Source organism: Noviherbaspirillum album (assembly GCF_035916955.1).
Taxonomy (GTDB): Bacteria; Pseudomonadota; Gammaproteobacteria; order Burkholderiales; family Burkholderiaceae_D; genus Noviherbaspirillum; species Noviherbaspirillum album.
The window spans coordinates 1-15,722 of record NZ_JAWIIV010000002.1; the positions used below are offsets into that span (position 1 = coordinate 1).

Genomic DNA, 15,722 nt, shown 5'->3' on the forward strand with positions numbered 1-15,722 from the left:
TCGAGTCCATCATAATGGATAACTCCCTATTATTCTAAATCAATTTCAAGCCATCTTCTTCGGTATTTCTGCGTTAAAATACCACGTTATGAATCATACGTAATTTAGTACGCTATTCACGGAGTATTTCCAGATGGCTAGATCCGGCATTTATAAAATCGATGTCAAGCGCGCACGCGATGCCTTGCTTGCACAGCGCGTCCACCCGTCGGTCGACGCCGTGCGTATTGCGCTCGGCAATACTGGCTCCAAAACCACTATTCACAAGTACCTGAAGGAGCTTGAGGATGAAGATGGCGGGCCCAAGGAAATCGGAGCAACCATCAGCGAAGCGTTGCAGGACCTTGTGGGACGTCTGGCCACGCAACTCCAGGAAGAAGCCACCCTACAAATCAATACAGTACGCGCTGAGCAAGAGACTATGGAACGGCGTCATGCCGAGGCATTGGCTGCAGCGCAGCAGGAAGCCGAACAGTGGCAGGCACGAGCTCAGCGCCTCGAACAATCTTTGGCTGACGAACAGGCTACCAACGCTCATACCCGTGAAACCCTGCAGCGGGAAACAGTCCTCCGCCACACCGCTGAACAGCATGCCGTTGACTTGAAGGAGCGGCTTGCGGAAAACGATCTGCATCTACAGTCTCTGGAAGATAAGCACCGCCATGCCCGCGAGGCGCTCGAACATTACCGGCAATCGACGAAGGAACAGCGAGAGCAGGAGCAGCGACGGCACGAGCATCAGGTCCATCAGCTGCAGGCCGAACTGCGGCTGGCTCAGCAAGCGGTTGTCGTCAAACAAGAAGAAGTGACACGCTTGAATCAGGACGGCGTGCGGCTGGTATCGGATTTGAGCCATGCGCAGAAGGGGCTGTACGATACGCAGGCACAGATCCGACAGTTGGAACAAAAAGTGGAGAGCTTGCAGGGCGTCGAACAGCGCGCTGCCATGCTGGCCGCTCAATTACAGGACAGAGATCAGCAAATCAAATCTGTGATGGAGCGCTTGACGGCGGCGACGGCTCTATCCGACACGTTGGCGGCCCGTCATCGGGAACTGGAACTGGAATTAGTGATTACCCAAGCGAAACTTGATACACAACGGGTTATCGCAGACGAACTTCGTCAGTATGTAATGAAAGATGCTCAAACATCATTGGTGACAACGAATCCACAAAGTTCGCCTGACTAAGGTCGATCAATCGCTCCTACTGCCCCTTCCTGTTGTAGGCTGAAGCAAACCGACGTCCTTTCGCCGTTCAGCTTCTTTTGAGCACCTAGACCAACCTGAGGCCCTGCCAATGACAACTCCAAGGCTCTTGCTAGTGGTACGACGGGACCTCATTAGAAGACGACCCTGTTTCATTGGTGAGGGACAGATACTCGGCAAGTATTGCATCATTCCCGATGTACTGGAGTGCGTCTAAAGGGGACGTAAAAGTACCAACCAAGCGACCTTGATAGTGAAGCGCAAACGTAACATGTTGCTGTATGGTTAGCTCGCCCTCAACAAACGGACCGGCAATAGTCCAATCCGGCATTCGATAATTGAACCAATAGCGGAAAGCTTCAATGTGGTCAATTATTGGTCTGAGATTTGGAAGTAACTGCATGGCTCTAGGGTGGTAGTTGGCAACCTACTACCAATATAGCTTCTAGAGCATGAAGATACCGTCCACTACCAGACATATACGAAAAAAGATTGCCGAAGCCGAATTTATCTAGCCGTCGCGGTCCGTGTTGCACACGGTACAAGAATGCCGTGTGGGCCATAGATTGGAAATTCATGTCTCTCAATCTTATGCGGATTTTCTTAATCCGCTGGTCAACCTGGAAGACGACGTTGGTAGTGCTGAAGCGGACAATCGTCACATGGCGTAGTGCTTGCTATTTCTCGCGATGGGACTATGGTGATCGAGTAAACAGCGGCTGAGGAGACATGATGTCGGTTCACTTAGAGAAGTGTTCTAACCCGGCTTGTACCCATATTTTTGAAGTAGAACAATTCAGTCGCGCATTTGGTGGGTGGCGTGCTACGGGATTGATTGAATGCCCATACTGTGGTGTGTGCATGCCAGGCAAATGCGAACAGATTTATATAAGCCGCGCGATTTCAGCTGATTGTCGTAACTGGCCGAGCCAAGGTACGTGGACGTAAATCCTAACTATAGAAGAAACTGAGATATCACGACCTGGAACGATTCCAGGCATTCGAATGGACCTTCGCAGTAACAAAGCGGGCATTGCCATTCTGCAGGAGCTTAAGCGCGGAGTGAGGTCATGATCCTTCAGTCGCGGTGCGTTGTATGCCATATAACGCATTGAGGTGCCGTTGCTGATGCTCCACTGTTTTTGGCATTTCCTGAATCAGCGCAAGCAATACAGAGGCGCATCCATATTCACTGAACAATGTTACCGGATCAGCAGCGGTGTCACGACCGACAATGGCCCAGTATGGCAGATGGTGTGTGCTAACAATCACACTATGCCACGTAATGCGGCCACCACGTTGATGTGCCAATGCACTTTCCAGAAAGGTTCTGAATGTTGCAATGGCATGTCGCCCCAACACATGGTCGGAGACCCATTGTTCTGCGGTACGCGTCCAGCACAAAGGGCAAATGGGTGCATGAGTACCGATCCATCCTGCCAATCCTGAGGGCATGGTCATTTGCGGAGCGCGCAGGCCTGACGGCGTGCCGACACCTTCCCAGTGCATGCGCCAGCGTAGAAAGGCCTCCGCTACAGGACATATCGCTGCGGTGCTGACTCCTTCCAGACGCCAATCAAGATGCTTTGCCGCTGACGTTATACAGGACTGATGTTGTTTTAGCAGATGACGCCACAGGTGGCGGCGAACCGCCCCATAAACTAGGTTACTGAGGCGAAGTTGTTCGTCCCATGCATCCTTTGTTGCGGACATCGATACTTTCGTCCGCCGTATGCCCGGAAGTCGGCGTGTCGCACGCTGTAGCTTACATCGAATAGGCAACTCGGATAGTCCCTTGCTAGCGACCACCAGTGGGACGCGGGGACCTGACAGATGCGCATTTCCTTGTTTTCTCTCCACCACATGCCAAACGCTATCAATGAAGGCTGAGTAGTCGGATGCGGGTCGCCGCCAATTACTAATGGCAAATAGGACTGTCGCCAGTCCGGCGCGGGATCGCTGGCGGTTGATGTCCTGCCGAATTGGCATGGTAAGGTCGTCAAATGCGCACAACACCGCAAGATCCGAAATCCAGCTCGTCATCGGCGGTAGCGCTGCCAGCAATCGGTCCTTAGGATTGCGAAATGCTGGTGCGAGATCTGCATGGCATGTCGGACAGCCGAAGGGCTGGGCAAAGACCGCTACCTGCAACTGGTAGGGAATAGCTGTGCCGCATGTCTGGCAACACATTCGAATGGGATTGCCGTGCACCGGGCAAGACCGTACAAATTCCAACTGAAACGCTGATGAATGGAAGCCGCTTCGTGCACATTCCGGACACCAGCAAAGGATGTCCCGGAACCGGCGTCGGCCGTTTGCAAGCTGCTCTGGCAAAAATGCTTGGTGGATCTGTGGCGTCTCCAGGCGCAACAGGCGTGCCAGCTGCGTCAGATCGAACAACGCGCTGTAACGCAAATCCACGGCCGGTGACCGGACGATCGCTGTCTTTTTACCGCAATCCCGGCGAATGAAAAGCTGGGCAAGCTCCACTGCATTGAGTGCATTGAGCATCGCAAACTTGGAGAGCAACGCATAGACAGAATCAAAGCCGTGCACCCAGTCGTCGCGCCAACACCAACTCTTTTCAAGTGGAAGCGGTTCATCGAGAAGGATTCGCGCGACCTTCATCTTTCAGGCCTGTGCCGCCAGGTCATCACTCATCACCATACGCAATTCCTCCTGCGCCGCGACAAAATTCGATTCCTTGATTGCCAAGTTCCAGGTCGTGGGCGTGATTCGGAAACCATAATCGTCTTGCTCGGAACTCTCGCCGAGTGCGATTTCAACCGAACGGGCGAAGTACTGCATCGGAATCTCCAGGCTATAGGCAAATCCAGCATCATCATGGGCGTCCTCGAAAGCATCCCATAACACCGCTGCCTGGTCGACCAGACGAAATCCAGTGCTATAGGCAGCTGGAAGGAAGAAACGAGTGTACGGCCAGTCGCTTTTGACGGGAAAGCAGGCTTCGTCATATCCAGCCAGGCAGGTCGCCAGATCATCCGCCGACAACAGGCCGTGGAACTGCAGTTCGTCGATCATAAAGCGCGACACGATTTGCGTCTCACGACTCAGACGAAATGCACTCTTCTGATTGAGCAGCTGCGGCTGTCCAACAAGCAGGGTAATCATTCGGATGCCATGCCGCTCAAGCTCATCATGAACGTCGCGAAGCCATTCATACTCGATGACGTCCAGCCGCTGTGCTTCGTCAGCAAACATGATGAACCAGTTGTACCCGGAACGATTGACGAGTTCCATTATTCGCTCATTAAGCCGGGTCCGCTTCTTCGGGATGCTGCCGTTTAACGCACCTGGGTGACCTACTGCTTCCAAAAGCAAGGAAAAGAACGCATCCTCCGATTTCGACTTTTTCTTTTGGCAGCCAAAACTGAGAATGACTGCCTTCGGGTAGTCTTCCCGCAAAACACGCATCACGTATCGCACACCATAGGTCTTGCCGAAGCGAGGGTGAGCAAAGACGATGCCACCAGGTGTGCGCAGACGGACCAGTTTTTTGACACGCAAGTACATATCCTCAATGGACGGAGTCGGCACGATGTACTTTTGCTCGACAACAGGATGACGGTCAAGCGCCACAGGACGATGATAGGTATCAGCCAACGTATCCTCCCAGTTAGAAAGTGATGGTGCGCCTGATTTTCAATATCCGCGCTACCGGTGGTACGGCATCTGCGACGGGTTCGTTCTGTTTCTTTAACTTCGGCACCGTATCCTGCGAATGTAACTCGTTACCCGGCAGTCCTACCGAGTCTGCTTGCAACGCGGTGACTGCTGTTACCGCGCCTTCGTTTGCCAGCGCGTTGCGATTCGATTTCGCTTTCGCCAGATCGGTGGCCGCACGTTTGCTGGTACTTGCCTGTTGACGCTTGTATTTTCCCCAGCACTCCACGGGGTCGTCGCCTTCGCGGTACTGGAGCTTGCCAGCACGCTTGAGTCGGAATATCTCCTGCCGCACGCGCAGCGAATGCGGCGTGTAGCACCACGGGCGCGCTGCCGTCAGGACACCAAGCTCGGTGCCGTCCTCAAAGAACGCTTTCACGGTACGGATATCGCGTACGTCGAAATACACGCGCAGTCGCTTACCAATCAGTGCAGGGCTGCCCGACAGGATGGGGCTGGTGTAGCGTACATCCTGGAAATTGATATGAGGCCGGTCCCCTACGTTATCGCCTTTGATGGGTTTGATCCGCGCTTCTTGTAGCAGGCAAAGGTTTTGTTGAGCAGCTCGCGGTAGCGTACGCAAAAAGCCAGTATCGCGTGCGAGAAGCTGTGCCATCGCTTCAAGAGGCGTCCGGTTGGAGATGCCGCTGTGGGAAGTGCCGTTGTAGTCGCCTAGGAGCACTTCGACCATGTCCTCGAGTTCCTCGAGCTCGACAAGCAGGCTGATGTTTCCATGAGGGTCGTTTAGCAGGCGCTCGATCGATTCTGGGCTGCTTCCGGTTGTGCCAGGCAACCGGTGTGCGAAATTACGTGCAAGGAGATGAAAGAAGCACTCAATGAAAGGACGCTCGTTCGGCTCAGCGGCCGGCCCATTGTCCGGCCAGCATCCAACAATCTGGTTGAGGCGAGTGAGCGTATCAACAGCAAGGTGAGATTTGGCACCGTCAAAGCGAAACCATTCCCAGCAGGCATAACGCGTTTGTGGCAGGACCGCCGATGGAAAGCCGCCTCCGGCGCGCATCGTTAGGTCCGGGATCTTGTAGTGGCGTGGCCGAAACGGTATTAACGCTGCCTGCAGCGCGCTGGCAACGTCGTCCTTGTTGTATTCCTTGGATAGGGCAAGTTTGTAGCCGATGACAGCACGGCTGGCCACGTCGAGCAAAATCAGGATCCAGATGCGACTCAGTTCCAACAGCGTCTCGAAACCGAGCGGATCCATGACCCGGACAGTTACTCGCAGATCGATTTTGTGACCATCAAACTCGACAACTTCAAAGGCCCGGGTTGCAGGTGGCGGCCTGTGTGGATCCGGCTGGTCGGAGTCTGCCCCCTCGGGCAGTGTTGTATTGTCGTGAGTCAGGATGAGTGCGCGGCTTTCAGCCTTGTGCAAGTAAGCAGCTAGAGAGCGTAGACCCGCCATGGCTTGATTGAACGGGTACTCGTGCGACCCGATGCCGACCGCCCGACATTTTTCCAGAAATGCCTTGTGAATGCGGGCTAGTGCCTTGCGTGCGCGGCGTGCTTTGCCATGGTGACGACCGCGCTGCTTGATATAACGTTGAAGTAGCTTTTCCAAGGCAGGTTGCCGCTGCAGCAGCAAGGAAAACGCGCCTGCCAGACCGCGCCCGCTCAACTGATCAGCGCTGTCAAGCGCGTGCATCCGCTCGTATTGTTTCAGTCGAGCATACGGAATAGCAGCTCGCATCCCGTAAATGCGACCATCAGCATGTGTGGTAAGGCACCGATCGAGCAGGCGGTAGATTGTCTTCGGATCGATCCCGGTGGCGACTTTGATGCCGGCAAGGGAAAGCTGCGGGTTCTCGATGTACAGCTCTATGGCCTGCCGGCGTGAGAGAAAGATGGTTCGATCGTCGGCGCCTAGTGCTGAGACGTCGACCGACGGCCAGGTGGATAGGTCCCGTAACTCGTCCGGAAACGAGTCGCGACTGAAACTGACTTTGCCGAAAACATGGGTTTTCATGCAGTCACCAGCATCGACGCAGGGCCCAGTGAGTGCGAGTCGATATCGACGAAATGCAATCTACCCGTATAAACTAGACTGAACGTAGCGGTTTGAACAAGAACAGGATCCTCGTTTGGATAGATCTGCATCAGGGACGCCAAGGATTGTGGCTTGGTCATGACGTCCAGTATGCGCTTCTATAGCGGCGTCGTTAGGTAACGGCGGTTGGCGGACAGCATGCGCACAATGCGTCCCCAGTTGTCAAGGAAGTGCGTATGTGTGGAGCGATCCAAGGGCCTGACATGACGGACGAACAGGCGCTGCGAAGCGGACCATGCGGAGAACGCGGGCCACGTCTTTGCGGGGTCATCCGGCTGCGGGCAAGCTTTGCCGGATTGGAGTAGCCAGAGTTCCTCGCGATCTGAATAGGCAACCCAGAAGTCTACGACCTGTTTGGGCGCAGTATCAGGGATAACAACCGGGCGCTCGCAGTAGGACTGAACGAGCGGGTCAGCTTCCAATTGAAGCCATGTGTTGAGCGCTGGCGGATTAAATAGGGTGAGAGTACGGTTGACCTTCGGGCCAAACACATCGTAGCGATGGCTCTTGTAAGGCCTGAAGTTGCTTATTGCCTTAGGGAACCGCAGGTTCGTCACAATCGCTACTCCAAGCCGCATTGCGGATGGACAGAGTGTAGGAGAGAGATTCGGGAATTGACAGATTTACTTCAAACTTTAGTGAAGCAAATGTGCCCAGGAAGAGAGGCGGAGGGCAACTAAATCAATGACTTGCGAAAGTTGTTCGTAGGCAGTTTTACTTCACCGAACGGCTTCCGACACCAATAACAAGGGACCAAACGGGGCGCAGGGGCTGAATCTTGCCCAGAAGGAACTCTTTCGGAGCCATGATTCCATCAGAAAATCGTTGCCGTGTACTCCATTTCTGGCGAACTCAAATCCCTAAAGTTTCCCGCTAACCCGCATCAATACAGGCTTGTATCAGTACTTCAGACGCGACTAACTAAGTTTGTTGGCAAGCTCATTCTCGGTGAGCTTTTTGGACTGGAAAGATCTATTATGGGGACTCTTGCGCATATGAGGTTTTAAAATGCCCGGAGAGCAGGAATACCAAGACCGGGTATTTTAATTTTACATTTACGTTAGCGTGAAGAGGCCACACCGCGTCATCTGGCGCATGCCTGCAACGGCGATCATCGACCGGAATGTCCGATCTTGATCGGGCCTGCGACTATCACGGAGCACATCCACCATGATGAATGTGTAACGCACTGATTTGTCCCGCTGCCCTGCAGAAATGCATTTTTGGGATGCACCTCTCGGCTAAACGAGGAAGGCTAGCGTCATATTTCAGCAATGGGTGCGGCGAAATGCAATTTCACCGCGCTGTTGGCGTGATATTGGGTAGTGCAGAGTGTATTTGACCTGAATCAAATACGTCGATCTCTGATGTTAGCCCTATTGAAATCTAACGCGTAGCATTGCCTTTACATAGGGGGTGCGATCAATGATACGGCAAGTGTTGGTAGTCGAAGATCATCAAGATATTCGTAATCTTGTCGCCTTGCACCTGCGGGACATGGACTGTCAAGTGACTATGGCGCAGGATGGCGCGGGTGGACTGGCGCACGCCAAGAATCAACCCTACGATTTGATAGTGCTCGACTGGATGCTGCCTGGCATCAGCGGCATCGATATCTGCCGCGAGGCACGCCGGTGCGGAAATCACTCTCCGATTCTGATGCTCACCGCTAGGTCCATGGAAAACGAGCGGATCCACGGGCTTGATACGGGGGTAGACGACTACATGACCAAGCCGTTTAGCATTCCGGAATTTCTGGCCCGGGTTCGCGCTATTTTCCGGCGCAACGATGCGTTGTATGAAGCCGGTCAGCCAAACCGGGAGGGCGTGCTGCATCTGAAGGACTTATCAATCGATGGGGATCAGCGCCTGGTTCATCTCAGCGAAAAACCGATTGATTTGACGGCAAAAGAGTTCGATCTTTTGCGTTACCTGGCCCGCCATCCAGGACAGGTTTTTACCCGGCAACAACTACTGGATGCGGTATGGGGCAATGGCTTCGACGGCTATGAACATACGGTCAATTCTCATATCAACCGCCTGCGCGCCAAGATCGAAAAAAATCATGGCGAACCGGAATATATCGTGACCGTGTGGGGTGTCGGCTACAGGATGCCTGATTTTCGCTGTCACTGAGTAGCGTGTTCAATACCATTTTCCGCAAGTTGGTCGCGATCCTACTCTTATTCGGCCTGTTGATGAGCCTGATTTTCGTGATGATCATGCGGTATTCGCATGCCGTCTACCATCAAGATATCCAGCAAAGATTCCACGTCGGCATCGCAACGCGTTTCGCTGAACTGGCAGGCTGGACACCTTCAGGCTGGATCGATCCCAACGCGGTTACTGCGGCGTTTGCGCATCTTGTGACCGCGAATCCGCAATTTCATGTATACATTCTTGATCGGGACGGCCTGGTGTTGTCGCATTATCCCGATCAACTGTCATTGGCTTCGAACCGCGTTTCGCTGCAGCCAATCAAGCAAATCCTGCAGTCCAAACCGCACCTTCCGATCCTCGGCGACGATCCGGCGAATAGCCATCGCCAGCAAATTTTCTCGGCGGCTCAATTGCAGGGCAACACCCGGCCGGAGCAGTATCTATACGTCACGATTCATAACGAAGAAGATGACGAATCTGCCCAAGGTTTGCGTCTTGCCTATATTACGCGTGAAGCCGCATGGCTAATCGGTGCGAGTGTCATATTGGCGCTGGCTGGCGGGTTGCTATCGTTACACTTTGTAGTGCGCCCTCTAGAGCAACTTGCATCGACTATGGATGGATTCCGGAAAAATAACTTCAGAGACGGATTGACCGACAGAAAAAAACCCGCCGCATCAGGTGATGAAATCGATGCGATCAGTGTGGCCTTCTATCGCATGGCGGAACAAATTCAAACGCAAATGCGTGAGACCGCGCGAGCCGATTCGAGCCGTCGCGAGTTCATTGCCAACGCGTCCCATGACCTGCGTACGCCACTTGCTTCGATACAAGGATATCTGGACACCCTGTCACTCAAGAATGAAACTCTTACGCAGCAAGAACGTCAGCAATATCTGCAAATCGCATTGACTCAGGCCAAGTCGCTAAGTCACCTTGTCAGCACCCTCGTTTATCTGGGCAAGCTCGACTCCGGCCAGATCGAAGTACAACATGAAATGTTCAGGATCGATGAGGTCGTGCATGACGTCGTACAAAAATTTGCACTCCAGGCGCAGAAGAAAAACATTCGACTCGTGGCGCGGGCGCATGACAGGCTGCCCTTCGTATGCGCGGATTTAGGCTTGATCGAAAGGGCATTAAGCAACCTGATCGATAACGCGCTAGGTCATACGCCGGTTGGCGGGTCGGTTCAAGTGTGCTTGCAAAACATCGATAAAAAGGTTTGGGTGTCAGTGATCGACAGCGGCAGCGGCATCTCGGCATCGGACCTGCCGCATATTTTCGAGAGATTTTACCGAGGCAGCAGCGCGCGTGAGGAGGCGGTTGTTCATGCTGGTATCGGTCTATCCATTGTGAATCGCATTATCGACCTGCATGGCGAAAGTGTGGAAGCCACCAACGCACCGGGAGGGGGGGCGCTGTTTCGCTTTTCACTGCCCAGCATGGATAGTGGAAAAACACCCTGCGCACGGGAACAATTTCTGGCATAACAGCTTTGCTCTTCCCGCGTCCTCTCATTTTCTCCCTCGTGATAATCCCGTGACTTCTTGCGCCCATGCTGCAAAGCGTGGCAGCGTGAAAGCTCTGCGGCCTCCTCTCGGACTTACTCAAGAACAAGGGAATCCTGGTATGGAAAGCATAGGAGAATGTGATGCATCGCTGGCTTTGGCTATGTCCAATTCTGGCAGTCTTGTTGAGCGTCAGCGTCTTCTTTTATTGGGGATGGAGCTGGACAAGCGCCGGCTTGATCACATTGGTCGTGGCATGCACTGCCGCAATGATCTGGATGACTCTTCATGTCCCCAAACCGCCCGTTGGCAGCTTGAAACTGAACGAGAAGAAAAGTAAAGGGAAACGATCATGATTGCTCACTTATTTCGCATAGTCGGCATGCTGATTCTTGCCATCGCGTCGGCGTTTTCGTGGGGCGCTGACAGTGCCTTACATAAGACTGCGAATGGAATCGAATTGTACTACGGCGTGGTTCCCGCCGAAGCCGTGCAGGCGCATGTGAAACAACATGGAGCAGAGAGCATGCATGGGAAAACGCGTTTGGCACGGGGAACCCACCATCTGGTAGTCACTTTGTATGACGCCAAAACTTCGGAACCCATCCCCGGCGCGGCAGTCAGCGCAACGGTGACGCAGCTTGGGTTGAGCCAGGAAACTAAAACGTTAGACGTAATGAAGATCAATAACACGATCAGTTACGGGAATTACTTCAACATGCCGCCTAACGACTCCCCTTATCGAATCACACTGGCAATCAGAAGGCCGACGGACCATACCCCGGTACCGGTCGAGTTCGAATATCGCCATGGCGTCAGCCGCTGATTAACATACGAACACAGGTGAACAATATGACGAACGAACATCAACATGAGCGGGAAGGCAATCACAGCCAAAGCACGCGTTCCAAAGCCAAACTGGTGCTCGTCGGATTCCTGATTGTCGCCGCATATTTTCTGTTCACGGAACATCGTGCGCATCTCGGCGGAGCCCTGTATTACCTGCCTTTTCTATTTCTGCTGGCCTGCCCCCTGATGCACATGTTCATGCATGGCGGCCAAGGCGGGCATGATCACGGCAAGCGCGATAACAACGACATGAAAGGAGATGCATGATGCAACACGATACCGCATCCGGCTATGGACTCTGGTCGCTGGTCATTATCAATTCTGCGATTTTCATTATTTTCGCGTTCAGCTTTGCCAAGCCGAAAAACGCACGCGACTGGCGTTCCTTCAGTGCCTTTTCCGCCTTCCTGGTCGCCCTGTTTACTGAAATGTACGGATTTCCGCTAACGATCTATTTTCTGATGCCATGGCTCACCACACAATTTCCCGGTGTCGACTGGTTATCCCACGATTCCGGTCATTTGCTGGAAATGATGTTTGGCTGGAAAGCGAACCCACATTTTGGGCCATTCCATTTGTTGAGCAATATTTTTATATTTTTCGGCTTCATCATGCTGTCGTCCGCATGGCGTGTGCTGTACAAAGCCCAGAGCGAGCATCGACTGGCGACGGCAGGCTGGTATGCGCGCATGCGGCACCCGCAATACGTAGCCTTCATTCTGATCATGTTTGGTTTTCTGCTGCAGTGGCCAACTCTGCTCACGCTGATCATGTTCCCGATTATGGTATTCATGTACGTGCGTCTTGCGCGGCATGAAGAGCGGAACGCGCGGGTGGAATTCGGCGCCGCCTATATCCGCTACGAAGCGAATACGCCGGCGTTCTTTCCTCTCTTACGGAGGATCGCGCACGCGTAACGCGACACGGCTCCTGCTCCACTCTATCAACAACCCTTTATTGACACGCTTCACCATGTTGGAGAAATCAAATGCGTAAATTATGGGGTGCCCTGGCGATGGTGGTTACCTTAAGCCTGAGCGGCTGTGGCTACAACACATTGCAGAGCAACGACGAGCAAATCAAGGCGAGCTGGTCCGAGGTTGTGAACCAATATCAGCGGCGCGCCGACCTGATCCCCAATTTGGTCAATACCGTCAAAGGATACGCAGCGCATGAAAAGGATGTCCTGACGCAGGTGACGCAAGCGCGGGCGGCGGCGACTTCGATGCAAGTGACGCCGGAAGTGCTGAATGATCCTGCCGCGTTTGCCAGATTCCAGGCGGCGCAAGGGGCGTTGTCCGGCGCGCTGTCGAGGCTGTTGGCAGTGAGTGAAAATTATCCGAATCTGAAAGCCGACACCAACTTCCGCGATTTGCAGGCGCAACTGGAAGGCACCGAGAACCGCATCACAGTGGCGCGCAACCGCTATATAACGTCGGTGCAGGCATTCAACGTGACGGTGCGCTCCTTTCCTTCCAATCTGACAGCGATGGCAATGGGATACAAACCGAAGCCCAACTTCGCGGTAGAAAACGAAAAGGAAATCTCTACGCCGCCCAAAGTAGATTTCGTGGTGACGCCGGTCAAACCTGCGGGCGCGACGCCAGGAGCGGCCAAATGAAGACGACGAGCATGGCAAGAGCGGCATTGCTTGCGTTCACGCTTTTCTGGCCTTTCATCGCTGGAGCGCAAGTCGCGGTACCGCCCTTGACCGGGCGCGTCACCGACCAGACCGCCACACTCACCACAGAGCAAATGGCCGGCCTCGAACAGACACTACAAGCGTTTGAAGCAAGGAAAGGCAGTCAGCTTGCGGTCCTGATTGTTCCGACCAGCGCACCGGAGACGATCGAACAATATGCGTTGCGCGTCGCGGAGCAATGGAAACTGGGGCGCAAGAAAGTGGATGACGGTGCGATCCTGGTCGTCGCCAAGAACGACCGCGCGCTGCGCATCGAGGTGGGCTACGGTCTCGAAGGCGTGCTCAATGACGCTACCAGCAAGCGCATTATCAGCGAGACGATTACGCCGCGCTTCAAGCAAGGGGATTTCAATGGCGGCATCACTGCGGGGGTCGACCAGATCATCCGCGTAATTGACGGCGAACCGTTACCGGAACCTAAAGGAAGGCCCGCCGGCGCCATTGCTGACATCGGTCAGTATGTCCCGCTCATTTTTATTCTTGTGCTCGCGGTGGGCGGGATATTGCGTTCCGTGCTGGGCAGATTTCCCGGTGCGCTCGTCACTGGCGGGGCGGTGGCTGTTGTGGCCTGGTTGTTTGCCGGCGCACTATCCACTGCGTTGGGCGCGGGTGTGATTGCGCTCTTGTTTACCCTGCTTAGTGGGGGGATGGGCGCAATGGGTGGATACGGCATCGGCGGCCATCATGGCGGATCCGGCCGAGGTGGTCTTGGCCGTGGCGGATTCAGCGGTGGCGGTGGCGGCTTTGGCGGCGGCGGCGCGTCGGGGAGATGGTAACGATGAATATCAAACGCATTACCAGACATCTAGTGATGACCCACTGGCAGGTCAACCGAACTTTTCCGCACCAAACCTTGAGGGCAATCGAGCAAGCGATCAAAGCGAGCGAGACCGCGCACCTTGGGGAAATCCGCTTCGTCGTGGAAGGTGCTCTGGATACCGCACCACTCATCAGGGAGCAGTCCGCGCGAGAACGTGCCATCGACGTATTTGCGCAATTGCGGATATGGGACACCGAACACAATAACGGCGTGTTGATTTATTTATTGCTCGCCGACCGGGACGTGGAGATTGTTGCCGATCGCGGGATACACGCGAAGGCGGGCTCGCGAGAATGGGAAAGCATTTGCCGCAAGATGGAAACAGCATTTAGACAGAAGAATTACGAAGGCGGTGTAGTCAGCGGCATTCAAGCGGTGACACAGCATCTGCTGAAGCATTATCCCGCATTCGGCGGTGGCCGGAATGAATTACCGGATAAGCCAGTGGTTCTGTAAATCGGAAAAGCGCGGCTCTTTTACTCATTTTGCAATCGATCTTTCAACAAAGGACCCAACATGAAGAATCAAATTGAACAGCAGGACGCCGTGGTCGCTGTATTCGCACACCATCGGAATGCAGATGACGCCATCCGCAAACTTGCCGGCGGCGGCGTCGAAATGACCCATTTCAGTATTATCGGAAAAGGTTTCCATTCCGAGGAGAAAGTTGTGGGTTTTTACAACATAGGTGATCGCATCAAGTTCTGGGGTAAGAACGGCGCATTTTGGGGGGGCTTTGGGGCCTGTTCTTCGGCGGGATATTTTTGACCATTCCTGTAATCGGGCCCGTCATGGTGCTTGGCCACTTGGCCACCATGGTCGTTGCCGCTGTCGAGGGTGCGATCCTGGTCGGTGGGTTGAGTGCGCTTGGTGGGGCGCTCCTCTGCATCGGCATTCCGAAGGACAGCGTCATCCAGTACGAGGAAGCCGTCAAGACTGACGGATATCTTGTTGTAGCACACGGTTCCGCGGATGAAATGGCGAGAGCCAAAGCGATCCTCAAGTTGAGCAATCCAACACGCATTGATCTGCACGAGAACGTCAAAGCTCAGACGGGAGACGAAAAGAGATCAGGCTCGGGTGCCATTCCCTCGCATTGAAATCTCTTGATTATGACCCAGCCAATCCTAGGGGGTCAATAACATCCACCATGTCGTTTTAATTTAACGCTATGTAACGAGGCATCACCATGCAAACTGAAACTTTGAAAGTAACCGGCATGACTTGCGGCGGATGCACCAGCAAAGTAGCGTACGGGCTGAACGCAATTACCGGCGTTCATGAGGTAGTTGTGTCGCTCTCGTCTGGCGAGGCGGCAGTGCGTTACGACGAGCATCAGACAGAACCCGACCAACTGAATTCAGCCGTGAAAGACGCGGGCTATGACGTGGATTTGACTAACGCCACTCACGCTCAGCAATCCAATGGTGGCTGCTGCGGCTAACTCGCATCAGCCACTACGAGGAGCGAGATTGCATGAATACACTGAGATCGCCGATCGATAATAGGAGCAAATCATGGAATGGATTTCACAAAACTGGGTTTGGGTGCTGTTCGCCGTCGCTATGATCGCTATGCATCTATTCGGCCATGGCGGTCACGGTGGCCACGGCGATGACAAGCATGACAAAAAACCTGCAAGAAAAGACGATGTGCAACGCACTTCGAAACAAGGGTCGGGGCATCACCATTGATATGGTAGGCATTGGTTTTTTTAGAGAGGCAAC

At 53.9% G+C, this 15,722-nt stretch carries 17 protein-coding genes; 14 read left to right on the forward strand and 3 right to left on the reverse strand.

Annotated features, from left to right (window positions below; translation table 11 throughout):
- Nucleotides 1-133 precede the first annotated feature (133 nt).
- Complete coding sequence (locus RY831_RS02795) at nucleotides 134-1,189, forward strand: DNA-binding protein (RefSeq protein WP_326504821.1); 1,056 nt, start codon at nucleotides 134-136, stop codon at nucleotides 1,187-1,189.
- 1,086 nt (nucleotides 1,190-2,275) lie between these two features.
- Here the strand turns inward: RY831_RS02795 and RY831_RS02800 are convergent.
- Genes RY831_RS02800 through RY831_RS02810 form a run of 3 tightly spaced genes read right to left on the reverse strand, consistent with a single transcriptional unit; the run spans nucleotide 2,276 to nucleotide 6,872 of the window.
- On the reverse strand, nucleotides 2,276-3,835 hold the full coding sequence (locus RY831_RS02800) for a hypothetical protein (protein WP_326504822.1): 1,560 nt from the start codon (nucleotides 3,833-3,835) through the stop codon (nucleotides 2,276-2,278).
- Between the two features lie 3 nt (nucleotides 3,836-3,838).
- A complete protein-coding gene (locus RY831_RS02805) occupies nucleotides 3,839-4,831 on the reverse strand; it encodes an AAA family ATPase (RefSeq protein WP_326504823.1) in 993 nt (330 codons plus the stop codon).
- Between the two features lie 13 nt (nucleotides 4,832-4,844).
- Nucleotides 4,845-6,872 carry a hypothetical protein gene (locus tag RY831_RS02810; protein WP_326504824.1) on the reverse strand — a complete coding sequence of 676 codons (2,028 nt, stop codon included), beginning with the start codon at nucleotides 6,870-6,872 and terminating at the stop codon, nucleotides 4,845-4,847.
- 1,518 nt (nucleotides 6,873-8,390) lie between these two features.
- On the opposite strand from RY831_RS02810, the gene RY831_RS02815 reads away from it, so the two are divergent.
- The 13 genes from RY831_RS02815 to RY831_RS02875 all read left to right on the forward strand — a co-directional run bounded on the left by RY831_RS02815 (nucleotide 8,391) and on the right by RY831_RS02875 (nucleotide 15,689).
- Nucleotides 8,391-9,089, forward strand: coding sequence for a response regulator transcription factor (locus RY831_RS02815; protein ID WP_326504825.1), 699 nt, complete (start codon nucleotides 8,391-8,393; stop codon nucleotides 9,087-9,089).
- Between the two features lie 5 nt (nucleotides 9,090-9,094).
- Entirely contained in the window at nucleotides 9,095-10,606 is a 1,512-nt protein-coding gene (locus tag RY831_RS02820; protein ID WP_326504826.1) for a sensor histidine kinase, read from the forward strand.
- Between the two features lie 139 nt (nucleotides 10,607-10,745).
- Nucleotides 10,746-10,964 (forward strand): hypothetical protein, encoded by a 219-nt coding sequence (locus RY831_RS02825; protein WP_326504827.1) that lies wholly within the window; start codon nucleotides 10,746-10,748, stop codon nucleotides 10,962-10,964.
- A gap of 12 nt (nucleotides 10,965-10,976) precedes the next feature.
- Entirely contained in the window at nucleotides 10,977-11,450 is a 474-nt protein-coding gene (locus RY831_RS02830; RefSeq protein WP_326504828.1) for a hypothetical protein, read from the forward strand.
- A gap of 26 nt (nucleotides 11,451-11,476) precedes the next feature.
- Nucleotides 11,477-11,740 carry a DUF2933 domain-containing protein gene (locus RY831_RS02835; protein WP_326504829.1) on the forward strand — a complete coding sequence of 88 codons (264 nt, stop codon included), beginning with the start codon at nucleotides 11,477-11,479 and terminating at the stop codon, nucleotides 11,738-11,740.
- Nucleotides 11,740-12,390 carry a methyltransferase family protein gene (locus RY831_RS02840; protein WP_326505173.1) on the forward strand — a complete coding sequence of 217 codons (651 nt, stop codon included), beginning with the start codon at nucleotides 11,740-11,742 and terminating at the stop codon, nucleotides 12,388-12,390. The genes RY831_RS02835 and RY831_RS02840 overlap by 1 nt, the downstream gene beginning before the upstream one ends.
- Nucleotides 12,391-12,461: 71 nt before the next feature.
- Nucleotides 12,462-13,094, forward strand: a complete 633-nt coding sequence (locus RY831_RS02845) for a LemA family protein (RefSeq protein WP_326504830.1) — start codon at nucleotides 12,462-12,464, stop codon at nucleotides 13,092-13,094.
- The gene (locus RY831_RS02850) at nucleotides 13,091-13,951 is read left to right on the forward strand and encodes a TPM domain-containing protein (protein WP_326504831.1); all 861 of its coding nucleotides are present in this window, start codon (nucleotides 13,091-13,093) and stop codon (nucleotides 13,949-13,951) included. The genes RY831_RS02845 and RY831_RS02850 overlap by 4 nt, the downstream gene beginning before the upstream one ends.
- 2 nt (nucleotides 13,952-13,953) lie before the next feature.
- Complete coding sequence (locus RY831_RS02855) at nucleotides 13,954-14,451, forward strand: TPM domain-containing protein (RefSeq protein ID WP_326504832.1); 498 nt, start codon at nucleotides 13,954-13,956, stop codon at nucleotides 14,449-14,451.
- Between the two features lie 60 nt (nucleotides 14,452-14,511).
- On the forward strand, nucleotides 14,512-14,763 hold the full coding sequence (locus RY831_RS02860) for a hypothetical protein (RefSeq protein ID WP_326504833.1): 252 nt from the start codon (nucleotides 14,512-14,514) through the stop codon (nucleotides 14,761-14,763).
- Between the two features lie 38 nt (nucleotides 14,764-14,801).
- Complete coding sequence (locus RY831_RS02865) at nucleotides 14,802-15,095, forward strand: hypothetical protein (RefSeq protein ID WP_326504834.1); 294 nt, start codon at nucleotides 14,802-14,804, stop codon at nucleotides 15,093-15,095.
- Nucleotides 15,096-15,184: 89 nt separating this feature from the next.
- Nucleotides 15,185-15,439: a heavy-metal-associated domain-containing protein gene (locus RY831_RS02870; RefSeq protein ID WP_326504835.1), complete on the forward strand. Its 255-nt coding sequence runs from the start codon at nucleotides 15,185-15,187 to the stop codon at nucleotides 15,437-15,439.
- 73 nt (nucleotides 15,440-15,512) lie between these two features.
- Nucleotides 15,513-15,689: a DUF2933 domain-containing protein gene (locus RY831_RS02875; protein WP_326504836.1), complete on the forward strand. Its 177-nt coding sequence runs from the start codon at nucleotides 15,513-15,515 to the stop codon at nucleotides 15,687-15,689.
- Nucleotides 15,690-15,722: the final 33 nt, after the last annotated feature.

Excerpts from the sequence above, each read along its gene's own strand:
- RY831_RS02855 (WP_326504832.1), top strand. The coding sequence starts at position 13,954 with ATGAATATCAAACGCATTACCAGACATCTAGTGATGACCCACTGGCAG.
- RY831_RS02825 (WP_326504827.1), top strand. The coding sequence starts at position 10,746 with ATGGAAAGCATAGGAGAATGTGATGCATCGCTGGCTTTGGCTATGTCC.
- RY831_RS02795 (WP_326504821.1), top strand. The coding sequence starts at position 134 with ATGGCTAGATCCGGCATTTATAAAATCGATGTCAAGCGCGCACGCGAT.
- RY831_RS02810 (WP_326504824.1), bottom strand. The coding sequence starts at position 6,872 with ATGAAAACCCATGTTTTCGGCAAAGTCAGTTTCAGTCGCGACTCGTTT.
- RY831_RS02875 (WP_326504836.1), top strand. The coding sequence starts at position 15,513 with ATGGAATGGATTTCACAAAACTGGGTTTGGGTGCTGTTCGCCGTCGCT.
- RY831_RS02870 (WP_326504835.1), top strand. The coding sequence starts at position 15,185 with ATGCAAACTGAAACTTTGAAAGTAACCGGCATGACTTGCGGCGGATGC.
- RY831_RS02835 (WP_326504829.1), top strand. The coding sequence starts at position 11,477 with ATGACGAACGAACATCAACATGAGCGGGAAGGCAATCACAGCCAAAGC.
- RY831_RS02830 (WP_326504828.1), top strand. The coding sequence starts at position 10,977 with ATGATTGCTCACTTATTTCGCATAGTCGGCATGCTGATTCTTGCCATC.
- RY831_RS02800 (WP_326504822.1), bottom strand. The coding sequence starts at position 3,835 with ATGAAGGTCGCGCGAATCCTTCTCGATGAACCGCTTCCACTTGAAAAG.
- RY831_RS02845 (WP_326504830.1), top strand. The coding sequence starts at position 12,462 with ATGCGTAAATTATGGGGTGCCCTGGCGATGGTGGTTACCTTAAGCCTG.
- RY831_RS02860 (WP_326504833.1), top strand. The coding sequence starts at position 14,512 with ATGAAGAATCAAATTGAACAGCAGGACGCCGTGGTCGCTGTATTCGCA.
- RY831_RS02840 (WP_326505173.1), top strand. The coding sequence starts at position 11,740 with ATGCAACACGATACCGCATCCGGCTATGGACTCTGGTCGCTGGTCATT.
- RY831_RS02850 (WP_326504831.1), top strand. The coding sequence starts at position 13,091 with ATGAAGACGACGAGCATGGCAAGAGCGGCATTGCTTGCGTTCACGCTT.